The organism is Pseudomonas cimarronensis, from assembly GCF_049331905.1.
GTDB lineage: Bacteria > Pseudomonadota > Gammaproteobacteria > Pseudomonadales > Pseudomonadaceae > Aquipseudomonas.
The window spans coordinates 572813-584981 of the sequence record NZ_CP186283.1; the positions used below are offsets into that span (position 1 = coordinate 572813).

The 12169-nt window shown below is 63.3% G+C and carries 14 protein-coding genes; 5 read left to right on the forward strand and 9 right to left on the reverse strand.

Going from position 1 to position 12169, the window contains the following annotated elements:
• The first annotated feature begins 4 nt into the window (after window positions 1-4).
• The 3 genes from ACOCLD_RS02710 to ACOCLD_RS02720 are packed head-to-tail and all read left to right on the forward strand — an operon-like array spanning window position 5 to window position 2224.
• Window positions 5-301: a hypothetical protein gene (locus ACOCLD_RS02710; protein WP_422910752.1), complete on the forward strand. Its 297-nt coding sequence runs from the start codon at window positions 5-7 to the stop codon at window positions 299-301.
• Complete coding sequence (locus ACOCLD_RS02715; RefSeq protein ID WP_422910753.1) at window positions 298-1893, forward strand: PepSY-associated TM helix domain-containing protein; 1596 nt, start codon at window positions 298-300, stop codon at window positions 1891-1893. Before ACOCLD_RS02710 ends, ACOCLD_RS02715 begins: the two co-directional genes overlap by 4 nt.
• Window positions 1886-2224, forward strand: coding sequence for a DUF3325 domain-containing protein (locus tag ACOCLD_RS02720; RefSeq protein WP_422910754.1), 339 nt, complete (start codon window positions 1886-1888; stop codon window positions 2222-2224). The genes ACOCLD_RS02715 and ACOCLD_RS02720 overlap by 8 nt, the downstream gene beginning before the upstream one ends.
• Here the strand turns inward: ACOCLD_RS02720 and ACOCLD_RS02725 are convergent.
• Together ACOCLD_RS02725 and ACOCLD_RS02730 are read right to left on the reverse strand one after the other, a co-directional pair.
• The gene (locus ACOCLD_RS02725; RefSeq protein ID WP_422910755.1) at window positions 2200-4197 is read right to left on the reverse strand and encodes an alkaline phosphatase D family protein; all 1998 of its coding nucleotides are present in this window, start codon (window positions 4195-4197) and stop codon (window positions 2200-2202) included. The two genes, ACOCLD_RS02720 and ACOCLD_RS02725, sit on opposite strands and share 25 nt — an antisense overlap.
• A gap of 80 nt (window positions 4198-4277) precedes the next feature.
• Entirely contained in the window at window positions 4278-4961 is a 684-nt protein-coding gene (locus tag ACOCLD_RS02730) for a Crp/Fnr family transcriptional regulator (RefSeq protein WP_422910756.1), read from the reverse strand.
• Window positions 4962-5053: 92 nt separating this feature from the next.
• Between ACOCLD_RS02730 and ACOCLD_RS02735 the strand changes: the two genes are divergently transcribed.
• Window positions 5054-5578: a DUF962 domain-containing protein gene (locus tag ACOCLD_RS02735; RefSeq protein WP_422910757.1), complete on the forward strand. Its 525-nt coding sequence runs from the start codon at window positions 5054-5056 to the stop codon at window positions 5576-5578.
• A 151-nt stretch (window positions 5579-5729) separates the two neighbouring features.
• Here the strand turns inward: ACOCLD_RS02735 and ACOCLD_RS02740 are convergent, their stop codons facing one another.
• Window positions 5730-6473, reverse strand: a complete 744-nt coding sequence (locus tag ACOCLD_RS02740; protein ID WP_422910758.1) for a hypothetical protein — start codon at window positions 6471-6473, stop codon at window positions 5730-5732.
• 102 nt (window positions 6474-6575) lie between these two features.
• The gene (locus ACOCLD_RS02745; protein ID WP_422910759.1) at window positions 6576-7388 is read right to left on the reverse strand and encodes a helix-turn-helix domain-containing protein; all 813 of its coding nucleotides are present in this window, start codon (window positions 7386-7388) and stop codon (window positions 6576-6578) included.
• A gap of 125 nt (window positions 7389-7513) precedes the next feature.
• Here ACOCLD_RS02745 and ACOCLD_RS02750 point away from each other — a divergent pair, with 125 nt between their 5' ends.
• Window positions 7514-7945, forward strand: a complete 432-nt coding sequence (locus ACOCLD_RS02750) for a hypothetical protein (RefSeq protein ID WP_422910760.1) — start codon at window positions 7514-7516, stop codon at window positions 7943-7945.
• On the opposite strand, the gene modC is transcribed toward ACOCLD_RS02750, so the two are convergent.
• From modC to aroE, 5 genes are all read right to left on the reverse strand, one after another.
• Complete coding sequence (gene modC / locus ACOCLD_RS02755) at window positions 7928-9070, reverse strand: molybdenum ABC transporter ATP-binding protein (RefSeq protein WP_422910761.1); 1143 nt, start codon at window positions 9068-9070, stop codon at window positions 7928-7930. The genes ACOCLD_RS02750 and modC overlap by 18 nt on opposite strands.
• The gene (modB, locus tag ACOCLD_RS02760; RefSeq protein ID WP_422910762.1) at window positions 9067-9747 is read right to left on the reverse strand and encodes a molybdate ABC transporter permease subunit; all 681 of its coding nucleotides are present in this window, start codon (window positions 9745-9747) and stop codon (window positions 9067-9069) included. Before modB ends, modC begins: the two co-directional genes overlap by 4 nt.
• 12 nt (window positions 9748-9759) lie before the next feature.
• Entirely contained in the window at window positions 9760-10518 is a 759-nt protein-coding gene (modA, locus tag ACOCLD_RS02765; RefSeq protein ID WP_422910763.1) for a molybdate ABC transporter substrate-binding protein, read from the reverse strand.
• A gap of 170 nt (window positions 10519-10688) precedes the next feature.
• Window positions 10689-11318, reverse strand: a complete 630-nt coding sequence (locus ACOCLD_RS02770) for a class I SAM-dependent methyltransferase (protein ID WP_422910764.1) — start codon at window positions 11316-11318, stop codon at window positions 10689-10691.
• A gap of 4 nt (window positions 11319-11322) precedes the next feature.
• Window positions 11323-12147 (reverse strand): shikimate dehydrogenase, encoded by an 825-nt coding sequence (aroE, locus tag ACOCLD_RS02775; RefSeq protein WP_422910765.1) that lies wholly within the window; start codon window positions 12145-12147, stop codon window positions 11323-11325.
• Window positions 12148-12169 lie beyond the last annotated feature (22 nt).

Genomic DNA, 12169 nt, shown 5'->3' on the forward strand with positions numbered 1-12169 from the left:
CGTCATGCACCTGCGCGATGTTATCCAACCGGCTGCGACGGCGAGCCATGTTGTCGGCCTGTGTGCGCTGGCCTATTTCGCCAGCGCCCAACTGGTCGGTCTGAGCGGCCTGTTGGCCTGGTGGGCCGGTATGAGTCAGGGCGATGCGGTGATGCTGGCGCTCATGCTCGGCTTCATTTACCTGTTGCTGTTGCTGCTCTGGGGCTTTTCCCGCGAACGCCGGCGTAACGCCTGGTTGTTGCTCGGCGGGCTGAGCCTGCTGGCCTGGGGCACGCCCCTGCTGCTGCAGGGGCAAGCATGAAAACAGGATTCAGAAGCCGCATGGGCGAGCTGCACACCTGGGCCGGCGTGTTGCTCGGCGTATTGCTGTTCGCCGTATTCTGGACCGGCAGCTTGTCCGTGTTCGACAAGGAAATCGACCGCTGGATGATGCCCAGCACGCGTCTGCACTGGGATGACAGCATGCAGCGGCCGTCGCTGGACCGTGACATTCGTCCACTGCTGGAACAACGCGCCGCCAATGCGCCTGTCTGGACCATCATCCTGCCCCTGGAACGCACACCGTTCCTGACCCTCACTTACGGCAGCGAAGAGTCGCGCAAGAGCAGCCGCGACCTGTTCCACCCGATCACTCTTGAGCCGCTGGCCAAGCCGTTGACCCTGGGGGCCAGTGGCTTTATCTACCCCTTCCACCACAACCTGACGCTGCGCTACAAAAACATCGGCGCCTGGCTGGTGGGCATTGCCGGCATGGCCATGCTCTGCCTGCTGGTGTCCGGCGTGGTGATCCACCGCAAGCTGTTCAGCGAGTTCTTCACCCTGCGTCTGCACCGCGCCTTCGGCCGCAGCACCCTGGATGTGCATAACGTCGCCGGTGTGGCGCTGCTGCCGTTCCACCTGCTGATCACCCTGTCTGGCTTGATTGTCGCGTTCGCCATCTACTACCCCGATGCGCCGCAGCACACCTACCGCGAGCAGGTGCAAAGCGGTGTCAGCGCCGAACGCGCTTTCCTCGGCGAAGCACTCGGGCGTATCCGCCTGCGGGCCGCCAAGCAGCCGGGAGAACTGGCGCCGCTGGAACCCATGGTGGACAAGGCTGAACAGCACTGGGGGCCGGGATCGGTGTACCTGCTGCGGGTCAACAATCCCAAGGATGCCAACGGCAATGTGCTGCTGCGCCGCACCAGCCACAGCAGCGTGACCAAGGACATCGACAACTTCCGCTTTGCCAATGTCAGCGGTGAGGTCATGGGCCGCTTTCAGGCCTCAGCCACGGTGAACACCTGGAACTTCATTGCCGGCCTGCACTACATCCAGTTCCGCCACGACGCCCTGCGCTGGCTGTATTTCCTCGGCGGGCTGGGCGGTTGTGTGGTGATCGCCACCGGGCTGTTCTTCTGGACCCAGGCCCGGCGCAAGAAGCAGCAGCGCCACGGCCATCTCGGTGTCTCGCTGCTGGATGCCCTGAGCATTGCCGGCGTGTGCGGGGTGATTCTCGCCACCCTGGCGTATCTGCTCGCCAACCGCTGGCTGCCCATGCAGGAGCAGCTGTTTGGCCTGGGCCGCGCCCGCGTTGAGATCCTGAGCTTCTATGCCCTGTGGCTCGTGGCGAGCGCCCATGCCCTGTGGCGCGTGATGCGGGACCAACGCCTCGGTTACCTGCACGCCTGGCGCGAGCAGTGCACGGCGATTGCGCTGCTGGCGGTACTGGCCGTTCTGGCCAACTGGCTGACCACCGGCGACCACCTGCTAGCCACCCTGCGCAGCGGCAACGGCCCGGTGGCCGGCACCGACCTGTGCCTGCTCGCTGCAGCCGCACTCGCCCTGCTGGCCGCGCACAAGCTGCGCCGCCGCGTGCCGCAGGAAGAAACGCTGGAGGTCGCCCATGTCTGACGCCGCTCTGTACTCGCTATTGGCCCTGCTGCTGGCGGTGCTGGGCTTTGCCTGGCTCGCCCTGGCCTTGCCCAACCATTGGCGTCAGGTGCACGGCAGCGTGCCATTGGCTGCGCCACAACAAATCGCTCTGCGCAGCGGCGCCAGCCTGATGCTCGGGCTGTCATTGCTGTGCAGCCTGGCGGGCAATGCGCCGGCCATGGCCATCCTGCTGTGGCTGATGCTGCTGGGCGTCGCCACGCTGCTCGTCGCATTGACCTTAAGCTGGCGCGCGCAGTGGCTGGCCCGGCTCTGGCCCGCGCGGCCTCAGGCTGAGCGATCTGCCGACTGAGTTGCTGCGCGGCGGGCAGGCGCCGTGCTCGGTGCGTTATCACGGTCATCGACAAAGGCCACCGCCGGCGAGCCATCGGCATTCAGCTGGTAGATCGCGCTCGGCTGGCCGTTGTCGTTGAAGAACACTTGGCCCAGCCCCGCGCCGTTCCACAGGCGCTCGCCGGCCTTGCTGCGCGAAGGAATGCGCGGTTTGACCTGCATGCGTCGGCGCGTGGTCAGCCAGTTGAGCGGTGACCAGGGCGCATACAGCCAGCGGTTGAGGCGGTCGAACCAGTCGAGCAGGCGCGGTGGGAATTCGTTTTTCAGGCCGCTGCTGGTGATCTGCCACAGCTTCGGCCCACTTTTGCGCTGACGGATCAGCACCTCGTAGACAAACGAGTAATGCACATCGCCGGAGAGAATCACGTAGTTACCCGGCGTGCGCGAGTGGCGGAAGATGTTCAGCATCACCTGCGCCGCGCCCCGGTGGGCCATCCAGTTTTCCGCGTCGACCAGCAGCGGATGGCCGGCCCAGCTGAAGACCTTCTGGATGGTCTCGATCAGCTTGACGCCGAACATCGGCGCCGGCGAAACGATGATCGCCGCCGGATGATCCAGCAGCGCCTGCTGAAACTCGCACAGCGCTTCCCAATCCAGCAGACCAGACGGCCGCTTGAGGTTGCGCTCGCTGCGCCAGCGTCGCGTACGGGTGTCGAGCACCACCAGCGCCGGGCTGCTCGGCAGGACGAATTGCCACTGGTGAAAGCTCAGCAAAGTGTCGATCAGCGCATCCTGCGGCTGACTGTCCATATGGTTGGCAGCATCGCGGCCCTCGGTCATCGCGCGGATCATCTGCAGCGGCTCAGCAAACACATCGGGGTTATTGCCCCAGCCCTGACACAGCAGGTAGGCGATCAACGCATTGCCGATGATGCGTTTGGAAAACGGGTGGCCGTAAGCGGTTTCTTCCCACTGCGCGGAGAGGTTCCAGTCATCGGTGATGTCGTGATCATCGAAGATCATCAGCGTCGGCAAATGGGCGAGGGCGCGGGCGACCTGGCCCAGGCCACCGCGAAAGGCTTCGATGCGTTCACGCTCGGCCTGATAACGCGGCACTTCCTCGGCGCTGAGTGCTGGCATTTCCGCATCCAGCAAGGTCCATGGAACCGGCGACCAGACCAGCAGGTACATGGCCAACACTTCGGCACAGGTCACCAGGTGGTTGTCGGCGCTGCTGGTGGTGAACACCGGTTTTTCCACGCCGCCGAAAAACCGCTCGCGCAGGGTCTCGTTGCTCTTCAACGCAGGCAGCAGCTCGGCGCGCTGGTAGTAGCTGGCGGGGTGCTGGTACAGCGCCGTGCTGTCAGCGACCACCGCACCTTCCAGGTGCTCGCCGAACAGGCCAAGGCGCTCAATCACCTGATGAATCGCCCGCAGCAGCGGCCCGCTGACATCATCGGCGTAGATCTGATCGCCGCTCATCAGCAGCAAGGCCGGGCGCTTTTCGGCGGCAGGCGCTTCGGCCAGCAGACGGTCAGCGCAGAGCAGGCCATCAGCCGCCGGGTGATGGGGCTTGCGGCAGGAACCGTGCAGCAGATGATCCAGCTGCGCGCGCAGGACGAAATTGGCCTGGGTCGCGCCGTCGTACAGCAGGTGCGGCGCCCAGTCGGCGATACCCAGCGCGGCATGATCGGGCTGCTCGATCAGCAGGTCGTAGTCGATCTGCACATCGCAGGGCAGCGGCGCGTCCAGTTTCAGATCAATCAGGTGGATAAACGCCTGCTCGCCCATCTGGATAACCTGGCAGCTGTCGCCAGCCAGCGGCAGGCGCTGTGGCTCGGGCATGTCGCCATGGCTCAACTGCAGAGTCAGCGATAAGGGGCGGCTGCCAACCAGCCAGAGCACCAGGCGCTGCGCCTCCATGCGGCGCAGCAGCGGGCCGGCCAGCACCAGGGGCAGATCAGCGTGGGCAACAGCGGTGGTGGTCGGCATCAGGGCGGCGGGCTCTACGCAAATAGGGTCGGCTATAGAGCGCCATTGTGCGGCAGAGGTTCAGTCTTTGCAGCCGCCGCCTAATGCGCCGCCTGACGCAGGCGCGGCAGATCGAGGATTTCGATCTCGCCATAGGTCAGCCGCAGGATGCCCTGAGCCTCCAGCTCCTTGAGGATCTGGTTGGTGGTCTGCCGGGAGATCGCCAGCATCAGCGCCAGTTGCTCCTGCGGCAGGTGCAGCACCCGGCGCGGCTCGCCCTCGCCATAGTTTTCCGCGATCAGCAGCAACCGCCTGGCCAGCCGTGGGGCAGCGGGCAGCAGGCTCATTTCTTCCAGGGCGATAAAGGCCAGGCGCAGTTTGTGGCTCATCAGCAGAGCGAAATCACGCCAGTACTGCGGTTGCTGTTCGAGCAGCGCCAGCAGCCGCGCCTGCGGCACCAGCAGCAAAGTGGCAGGGCCTTCGGCAAAGGCATCGTGGGTGCGTGGTTGGCCATCGAACAGGGAAATCTCGCCAAACCAGTAGGGCGGCTCGACCAGGGTCAGCAGCGCTTCCTTGCCGGTGGCACTGACCGCACCAATGCGCATGCCACCCTCGACCACTGCATACAGGCCACAGGGTTTGTCGCCTCGACGAAACAGCACCTGACCGGGCGCCAGTTGCTGCACCTGAGCAGCGGCCAGCAACGCCTCCTGCAGGGCGACGGGCAGGGCGCTGAACCAGTGTCCCTGACGCAGACGTGCCTGATAGTGGTGGCCGCTGTTCATCGACGGTTCCAGGCGGTTTGTCGGCTAGCTGACAGAGCGCTGCGTGGGCGTGGGTTCATGCTGGCCACCTGTCTTGCATGAGGAAAATAATAATGAAAACCCTGGTTGATCATCTGGCTCAATACGCGGCCTATCACCGCGACCAACGCAATATTCTCAGCCACTTTATCGGTATTCCACTGATCGTTGTGGCGGTGGCCGTGCTGCTGTCGCGCCCGGGCTTCGAGTTGCTGGGCCTGTGGCTGTCCCCCGCACTGCTGGTGGCCATGGCGGCGGGCGTGTTCTACCTGCGTTTGGACCTGCGCTTCGGCCTGCTGATGGCGCTGCTGTTGGTGCTCAGCCTATGGGCAGCGGCGGGCCTGGCCGTGCAATCAACGGCGGTGTGGCTGATCGGCGGCATCGGCCTGTTTGTGATCGGCTGGATTATTCAGTTTGTCGGCCATTACTACGAAGGACGCAAGCCGGCGTTTGTCGATGACGTCATGGGCCTGGTCATCGGCCCGATGTTCGTCGCTGCCGAAGCGGCCTTCCTGCTGGGCCTGCGCAAAGAGGTGGAGCAGGCCATCGTCGAACGCGCCGGCCCGACCTGTATTCGTGAGAAAAAAGCCACTGCCTGATCGATTCACGCCTAGAACGCATTCAAGCTCTCGCGAGCTAGAGTCCTGCAAGGCAAAAACAGGCGAGGAAGCGGAGTGTACTGTTGTACATGAGCATTCCGAGCCTGTTTTTAACGCAGCAGGGCCGACGCGCAGCAGAGCGTAGACGGACCTAGTACATCGCCATCCATTGCGTGGTCAGCGACCGCGTATGGCGATACACAGTGATCGGCGCAAAGGGCCGGCCCGAAGCACTCTGCAGAGCGCTGCTCTGGCTGTTGAGGTCGACCAGCGCGGCCTTGAGGTAATCCCAGCGGGTTTTCAGCTTGCCGATCTGCGGATCGGCCTTGCTGTCCAGCGCGGCGAGTTGCGCATCAACTGACGGCACGATCTTGCGTTCATCCTGACCGAGGTAGGTGTCGGGCTGCTCACGGGCGGTCTCGAAATTGCCGAAGTAAGCGCGGCTGAGGTACTGCACTGAGAGGTATTCGAGCTTGGCGGACAATTCGCTGTCAGCCGGGCCAGCCAGCTTGCGGGTCTCCTCCAACACGCCGAGCAGGGCTTTGCTGAGGTCCTCGGGGTAGCGCCAGGGCATGTCATCTTCACTCGGGCCAAAGGCCACGCCACGGCGAATTTGCACCACCAGTTCCTGATGGGCGCTGCGCAGGGCATCGCTGCTTTGCGGCAGGCTCTGCACGGCAGCGGCCAGGGCCTGCAGGTCGGTTTCTAGGGCGTCCTGATGTTTCTTTTGGAAACCCTCACCGCGTAACAGCATCAGGCTGCTGGTAACCCGGCTGGCCTGCACCTGAACCTGTTCCTGCGGGGTCACGGCCTGGGCAAAAGTCAGCGGCGAGAGCCCGACGAACAGTCCGATAACCGCGAGCAATAGCGAGCGAGACAGCGTTGTAGAACGCATACGAGGTGTGCTCCTTATTATTGTTGTGAGCAGTGCTGAACGGGGTCAGCTTATACAATCGCGCGCAACAGGGTACTGCACTGAATACGGGATAAAAGCAGCCTAAAGAGTGATTTCGTCGGAAAGATGCGTCGATTCGGCCAAATCGCGCAGGTACTGCGCGCTGAAGGCGTCAGCCGGAAAGAAGGTTTCCAGCGCCAGTTCCGCCAGGGTGATGTCGTTGGCGGTGCCAAACACCGTGGTGGTGCCGATCAGGCTGATCACGCCCTGCTCGCTGGCAAACTGTAACGGCATCAATACCGTATCACTGTCGAACTGCGCGGGCGCCGCCGGCCCGGGATAGGCGTTTAGTTCATCCCACAGCGCGTGTAACTGAACATCGCCGCTGGCCTGAAAATCACGCTGCAAGCGCGCCAGCAGGTAGGCGCGCCAAGCGCCCAGATTGACGATACGCGGGGCCAGCCCTTGTGGGTGCAAGCTCAGGCGCATGACATTGATCGGCGGCGTCAGCAGCTCGGGGGCAATGCCTTGCAGAAAAGGTGCAAGGGCGCTGTTGGCCGCCAGCAGGTTCCAATGCCGGTCGATGGTCAGTGCCGGGTAGGGCTCATGGGCCTTGAGCAGCAGGTCGATGGCGCTGCGTGCGGCCGCCATGGCTGGCTCGGACAGCGCATGCTGAGTAAACAGCGGTGCATAGCCGGCTGCGCTGAGCAGGCGATTACGCTCGCGCAGGGGAATATCCAGTTGCTCGGCGAGCAACAGCAGCATCTCGCGGCTGGGCTGGGCGCGCCCGGTTTCAACGAAACTCAGGTGACGGGTGGAGATATCGGCCTCGCAGGCAAGGTCGAGCTGGCTGAGACGACGGTGCTGACGCCATTGGCGCAGCAAAGCCCCGACGGGCTGGATTGGACTGTTCATGGGCATCGACGATAGACCAGCGAGGTCATTGCAGCCATTACCTGCGAGGTAATCGACGCCGCACGCGGATCGGCGAAATCTAAGGGCAAGCCGCCATTTCGGCGGTCCTTTGTGGAGACTTCGCCATGACCACCGTGCACCCTTCGCTGTTACTGCGCCGCGCCCTGCTCGCCGATGGGCTGGTCGGTGTGATCACCACCGCGCAACTCCTTCTGCTGGCGGACTGGCTCAGCCGCCTGTTGGCCCTGCCGGGTGAATTCCTCTTCGGCGTCGGCCTGGTGCTGATTCCGCTGGTGGCCTTTCTGCTCTGGCTATCGCGTCGTGAAAGCATGGTGCGGGCAGCGGTCTACACGGTGATCGGCCTGAATGCGCTGTGGGTGGTACTGAGCCTGCTGGTGCTGCTCAGCGGCTGGTTCACGCCAAACCTGCTCGGCTACGCCTTTGTGATCGGCCAGGCCGTTGTGGTGCTGGTGTTTGTCGAGTTGGAGTGGCTGGGCCTGAAGCGCTCGCAGGTCATCCCCGGCGCGTTTGCCCAGGCATCAGTGAGTGCTCAGTAACGACACCGACTTGATCTGCGCCCACAGCGATTGCCCGCGCTGAATCTGCAGGCGGTCGAAGGAGTAACGGGTGATGCGGGCGATCAGTTGCTCGCCACCCACCTGTACGCGCACCAACACGTGAGCCTGCTCGGCGACGTTGATCCAGTCGACCACTCGCGCCGGCAGCAGGTTGAGCACGCTGCAGCCCTCGGCTTGTTGCAGGCTCAGGCTGACATCGCGGGCCTTGACCTTGATCCGCACCGACTGGCCTAGCGGCAGCGGCCCGTGGGGCAAGCGCAGGTTGATTTGGCTGTCCAGCAATTGCAGGTAGAGCAGCCCGTAAGCCTGGTCATGCGCGGTGACCACGCCGTCGACCACCGCTTCGGCATCGTCCTCGAAGACAAACGGCAGGTCGGCGCGCAGCAGGGTTTCCTTGAGCGGGCCACTGGCGCTGACCTTACCGTCCTCCAGCAACACCAGGTGATCGGCCAGGCGCGCCACCTCATCCGGCGAGTGGCTGACGTAGACAATTGGAATTTCCAGTTCCTGATGCAGGCGCTCCAGGTAGGGCAGCACTTCCTGTTTGCGTTTGAGGTCGAGGGAGGCCAACGGCTCATCCATCAGCAGCAGACGCGGGCTGGTCAACAGGGCACGGGCGATGCCGACGCGCTGCTGTTCGCCACCCGAGAGGTTGCCCGGCAAACGCTCCAGCAGATGCTCAATGCCCAGCAACTCGACGGCCTGCTCCAGGGCAATCCGCCGCTGCGCAGCGGGGATGCGCTTCAAGCCGTACTGCAGATTGCGCCGCACCGTGAGGTGGGCAAACAGGTTGGCATCCTGAAACACGTAGCCCACTGCACGTTGATGCGCCGGGACGAAAACGCCCTGGGCGCTGTCCTGCCACAGTTCGCCGTTGACCTGCAGGTAACCTTCGCTAGGCTGATCCAGCCCGGCAAAACAGCGCAGGCAGCTGGTCTTGCCGGAGCCGGAATGGCCGAACAAGGCGCTGACGCCACGGCCGGGCAGGTTAAGCTCAACATCCAGGGTAAAACCTGGGTGTGCAACCTTGAAGCGCGCGTCGATTTCACCCGACGCGGCGAGCGTATGAGTGGCCGCAGGGCGGCGCGAAAAAGGCCAGATCATTGCCACACCCGCTTGCTGCTTCTGCCAGAGTAGAGCGCCAGCAGCACGATAAAGGAGAACAGCACCATGCCGCCCGCCAGCCAGTGGGCCTGGGCGTACTCCATGGTTTCCACATGGTTGTAGATCTGCACCGACGCCACCTGGGTCTTGCCGGGGATATTGCCGCCGATCATCAGCACCACGCCGAACTCGCCCACGGTATGGGCGAAACCGAGAATAGAAGCCGTGATAAAGCCCGGCTTGGCCAGCGGCAGCACCACGGTAAAGAACGCATCCCAAGGCCCGGCGCGCAGGGTGGCCGCCGCCTCCAGCGGAGCCCGGCCAATCGCCTCGAAGGCGTTCTGCAGCGGCTGCACGACAAAGGGCAGGGAGTAAAACACCGAGCCGATCACCAGCCCGGTAAAGGTAAACGTCAGGGTGCCGAGGCCGAGGCTCTGGGTCAGCTGACCGATAAAACCGTGCGGGCCCATGCTCACCAGCAGGTAGAAGCCGATCACCGTCGGCGGCAGCACCAGCGGCAGCGCGACGATGGCGCCGATGGGCTGCTTCCATTTGGATGACGTGCGCGCCAGCCACCAGGCAATCGGTGTACCGATCAACAGCAGCAACAGGGTGGTCAGCGATGCCAGCTCCAGGGTCAGCAAGACTGCGGCGAGATCGGCTTTAGTCAGTGGCATCGCAGCGAACCTCTACAGCGTGTAGCCGTAAGACTGGATGATTGCGGCCGCTTTTTCGCCCTTCAAGTAATCGATAAAAGCCGCAGCGGCCGGGTTGTGCTCGCCCTGCTTGAGGATCAGCGCATCCTGCCGGATCGGCGAATGCAGCTCGGCCGGCACTATCCAGGCCGAACCGCTGCTGAGCTGGCCATCCTGATACACCTGCGACAGCGCGACAAAGCCCAGCTCGGCGTTGCCGGTAGAGATGAAGTGCAGCGCCTTGGCGATGCTTTGCCCGGTCACCAGTTTGCCCTGCACCGCTTCGGTCAGACCAAGCTTGGCCAGCACCTGGGTGGCCGCCAGACCATAGGGTGCGGTTTTCGGCTCGGCAATTGCCAGATGCCTGAATTGATTGGCCTTGAGCACCGCGTCGCTGCCATCCAGGTAACCCGGCTTGGCCGACCACAGCACCAGACTGCCGACTGCATAGGTAAAGCGCGAGCCGCTGACGCCCAGGCCTTCACTGTCGAGCTTGGCCGGGGTGCTTGCATCGGCACTTAAAAACACCTCGAACGGCGCACCGTTGTGAATCTGCGCATACAACTGGCCAGTGGCACCGAAGGAGGCAACCACGCTGTGTACAGTGTCCTTTTCAAACTCGGCGGCAATCGCCTGCAGCGGCGCGGTGAAGTTGGCGGCCACCGCCACCTGAACCTGTTCGGCCAGGGCGTTACAGCTGAATACCGTCACGGCAAGCAGGCTGACTAAGCGTCGGAAAAAACCCGTTTTCATCCAGAACTCCTTTGCAGTCCATTGTCAGTTTATGAACCCGTATCGCTATATACAAAAAGATATAGCGTATAACCGGCCCATCTGAGCCAGGCAAATGCACTGCGTCATCAAGTAGGGAAGGTGGGCATCCTTGAAGAATCAGATCCGCAAGTCAAGTTTTATAACGGCACTTAACTGTGACTACGCCACACGCTGGCCAGCCAGGGCTGCTGTTCACGCGGCAAACCGGCGGGGCGGTAGTAATGCTGCAACTCGCTGAAGCCGGCCGCCGTGAGCAATACACGCCAATTGGCCAGGTCGTGATAGGCACCGTAGCGCTCGCCATTCCAGCCTTCCTGGTTGTCACCCCGGGGGTTGGAGCTGAACAGCACACCGCCCGGCTTGAGGGTGGCATGCAGTTGCTTGAGCACCCGTGGCAGTTCCTGGTGGGGAATATGAAACAGCGAGGCATTGGCGAACACGCCGTCAAAGCGGCCAAGCGGCAGATCTAGGGCGAGAAAGTTCTGCTGCCAGGCTTCGCAGCCACTGTCGGCGCGGGCCATTTCGACAAAGCGCGGGCAGCCGTCCAAACCGACAGCCGTGTGGCCCATGGCGCTAAAGGTGCGCAGATCGCGGCCCGGGCCGCAGCCGAAATCGAGAATCTGATAGGGCGGCGTGACCTGAATATGCACGAGCAGGGCGGCGATATTCTGGCTGACATCGTGATCGCGGGTGCCGTCGCGAAAGTCTTCGGCGCAGTCCTGATAGTGGCGCAGGGTCAGCGCGCTGATCTGCGCCAGGTCATCCGCACTCAATCCCACAACTTCAACCCTCGGCCAGCAGGCGACGCAGTTCGGCCAATACCGGTGCGCTGGCCGGGCGCACATCGCGCCACAGGGCAAAGGCTTCGGCGGCCTGCTCGACCAGCATGCCCAGGCCATCCAGAGTACGCGCTGCGCCATGCTCGGCAGCCCAGCGGTTAAAGGCGGTCAGCTCCTTGCCGTACATCATGTCGTAGCACAGGGTATGCCCCGGCTGGATCAGGCTGGGGGCAATCGGCGGCAACTCGCCGGCCAGGCTGGCCGAGGTGCCGTTGATGATCAGGTCCACTGGCGCGTCGATCCAGTCATAACCACTGGCCACCACCGGACCCAGGTCGGCGAATTCGCGAGCCAGTTGCTCGGCTTTCTCCACCGTGCGATTGGCAATCACCAGCGCCGCCGGTTGCTCGGCGAGCAACGGCTCCAGCACTCCACGCACCGCACCGCCCGCGCCAAGCAGCAGGATGCGTTTACCCTTCAGGCTTACCCCGGCATTCACCGTCAGATCACGCACCAGGCCGGCGCCATCGGTGTTGTCGCCGAGCAGGCTGCCATCGACAAGCTTCTTCAGGGTATTGACCGCACCAGCACGTTGAGCACGGGCGCTGAGCTGATCGGCGAGCGCAAACGCCTGCTCCTTGAACGGCACGGTGACATTGGCGCCCAGACCCTCGGCAAAGAACGCGCGAGCAAAGCCGGGGAAATCCTCCAGCGGCGCGAGCAGGGCTTCATAGCTCAGCTGCTCGCCGGTCTGCTGGGCAAACAAACGATGAATCAGCGGTGATTTGCTGTGGCCGATGGGGTTGCCGAATACGCCGTAGCGGTCCATGGGATTCCTCAGAAATAAACAT

Excerpts from the sequence above, each read along its gene's own strand:
- modC (WP_422910761.1), bottom strand. The coding sequence starts at position 9,070 with ATGATCTGGCCTTTTTCGCGCCGCCCTGCGGCCACTCATACGCTCGCC.
- aroE (WP_422910765.1), bottom strand. The coding sequence starts at position 12,147 with ATGGACCGCTACGGCGTATTCGGCAACCCCATCGGCCACAGCAAATCA.
- ACOCLD_RS02735 (WP_422910757.1), top strand. The coding sequence starts at position 5,054 with ATGAAAACCCTGGTTGATCATCTGGCTCAATACGCGGCCTATCACCGC.
- ACOCLD_RS02710 (WP_422910752.1), top strand. The coding sequence starts at position 5 with ATGCACCTGCGCGATGTTATCCAACCGGCTGCGACGGCGAGCCATGTT.
- ACOCLD_RS02740 (WP_422910758.1), bottom strand. The coding sequence starts at position 6,473 with ATGCGTTCTACAACGCTGTCTCGCTCGCTATTGCTCGCGGTTATCGGA.
- ACOCLD_RS02715 (WP_422910753.1), top strand. The coding sequence starts at position 298 with ATGAAAACAGGATTCAGAAGCCGCATGGGCGAGCTGCACACCTGGGCC.
- modB (WP_422910762.1), bottom strand. The coding sequence starts at position 9,747 with ATGCCACTGACTAAAGCCGATCTCGCCGCAGTCTTGCTGACCCTGGAG.
- modA (WP_422910763.1), bottom strand. The coding sequence starts at position 10,518 with ATGAAAACGGGTTTTTTCCGACGCTTAGTCAGCCTGCTTGCCGTGACG.
- ACOCLD_RS02725 (WP_422910755.1), bottom strand. The coding sequence starts at position 4,197 with ATGCCGACCACCACCGCTGTTGCCCACGCTGATCTGCCCCTGGTGCTG.
- ACOCLD_RS02745 (WP_422910759.1), bottom strand. The coding sequence starts at position 7,388 with ATGAACAGTCCAATCCAGCCCGTCGGGGCTTTGCTGCGCCAATGGCGT.
- ACOCLD_RS02730 (WP_422910756.1), bottom strand. The coding sequence starts at position 4,961 with ATGAACAGCGGCCACCACTATCAGGCACGTCTGCGTCAGGGACACTGG.
- ACOCLD_RS02750 (WP_422910760.1), top strand. The coding sequence starts at position 7,514 with ATGACCACCGTGCACCCTTCGCTGTTACTGCGCCGCGCCCTGCTCGCC.
- ACOCLD_RS02720 (WP_422910754.1), top strand. The coding sequence starts at position 1,886 with ATGTCTGACGCCGCTCTGTACTCGCTATTGGCCCTGCTGCTGGCGGTG.